Source organism: Vibrio sp. D173a, from assembly GCF_030248475.1.
Window position 1 is genome coordinate 1 of the sequence record NZ_JAHGAH010000512.1, and the last position, 1557, is coordinate 1557.

Genomic DNA, 1557 nt, shown 5'->3' on the forward strand with positions numbered 1-1557 from the left:
CTGATGTGACCCCACTAAAGTAGACACTTAATACAGAGTATTAAGTGTCATGAAAGTAAAATCACAAAGACAATATACAGACGAATTTAAACAAGAAGCTGTTCAGCAATCTCTCGACTCTTCTGACACCGTGAAGTCGGTAGCACTATCCTTAGGGATATCACCGGTGCTACTTTCTAAATGGAGATGTCAAATGACGTCAAAGAAGACTAATTCCCTCCCATTACCAAATCAAGGCCCCGAAAAATCCGTTGCTCAATTGGAGAAGGAAATTCGCCAATTGAAAAAGAAACTTGAGATGGCGGAGCTGGAGAACGATTTCTTAAAGGAAGCGAAGGCTTTCTTCGACAGTCAAAAAGAATAAGGTTTGAATACATTCTGAAGAAGACCAGTGTGAAACTCCCTGTTGAGTGCTTAAGTAGTTACTTGAAGAAAGAAAGCGAAGCTCAACACTGTATTCCAGGTTACAGAAAACTTTGGGAGGCAGCTGTCGCCAATGGTTTTATTTGCAATAAAAAGCGAGTACAGAGGCTTTTGCAAAATATGGGTTATCGCTCTTGCGCTAGCAAGAAGCGATATGGAAAAGCGCCAAGACAAAATGCACTTATACCTGCTTATAACATTCTTGCTCGTCAATTTAAGGTGGATAAACCGGATCGAGTTTGGGTGTCAGACATAACTCAGGTGCGCTGCTCGGATGGTTGGCAGTATCTGTGCGTCGTCTTAGATTTGTTTTCGCGCAAAGTGATTGGATGGTCGACAAGTCGAATTAACAACACAAAGTTAGTGCTAAAAAGTTTGAATAAGGCTTGGGAGCAAAGGCAACCTTTAGGTCACAAACTCTTGTTTCACTCTGATCAAGGCATTCAGTATCGAGCGTTAGAAACGATCCGCTGGCATCGTAAACGTAAGATCAAAATTAGTATGTCGAGAAAAGGGAACTGTTGGGACAATGCTTGTTCTGAAAGCTTCTTCGCGCAATACAAGAAAGAATGGATGAACAACTTAGGAGAGATCTCGCGACAAGAAATGACGATGCAGAGTCGAATCTACATCGATAACTATTATAATCCAGTAAGAAGGCATGGGACTCTAGGTGGAGTGAGTCCCATGGATTATGAGCTAATCAATTAAACCCCTGTGTCTACTTTTTAGGGGCCACATCATATCTCGTATCTCGTATCTCAATTTCTAACACCGACAAAAAAGAGCACCGAAGTGCCCTTGATGTTGCGTCCGTTTGGAGGATTAACTCCAAATTGCTGACAACGAGTCAAGCAAACCAGAGGTTGCACCTTGTGATTGTAGTGCTTGTAGAATAATTGGTGCAAAGGTCGTGATCATTAAAGAGTCCATACCTAGACCTGAGAATGCACTTTCTACAGCACCCTGTGAATTTAAGATAGATGTAAGGCCGGTGGATTCGAGTGTCGACATGCCTGGGATCAGTGACGAGAGCTCTTTGTTATCGGCGCTGCCCAGAGAGTTTTGTGCAAGTGCAAGCATTGAACCAATACCACCTAATGCTTGGTCGCTCGTTACAGAAGCTTGGCTTGC

General features: G+C 42.8%; 2 protein-coding genes. One reads left to right on the plus strand and one right to left on the minus strand.

What is annotated here, in order from left to right; genetic code table 11:
- Nucleotides 1-49: 49 nt before the first annotated feature.
- A protein-coding gene (locus tag KIV40_RS27165) for an IS3 family transposase (RefSeq protein WP_285352296.1) occupies nucleotides 50-1134 on the plus strand; the annotation gives its coding sequence in 2 pieces (ribosomal slippage) (nucleotides 50-332 and nucleotides 332-1134; 1086 coding nt in all).
- Nucleotides 1135-1248: 114 nt separating this feature from the next.
- On the opposite strand, the gene KIV40_RS27170 is transcribed toward KIV40_RS27165, so the two are convergent.
- A partial coding sequence (locus KIV40_RS27170; protein WP_285352298.1) for a DUF2780 domain-containing protein occupies nucleotides 1249-1557 on the minus strand: 309 nt, incomplete at its 5' end.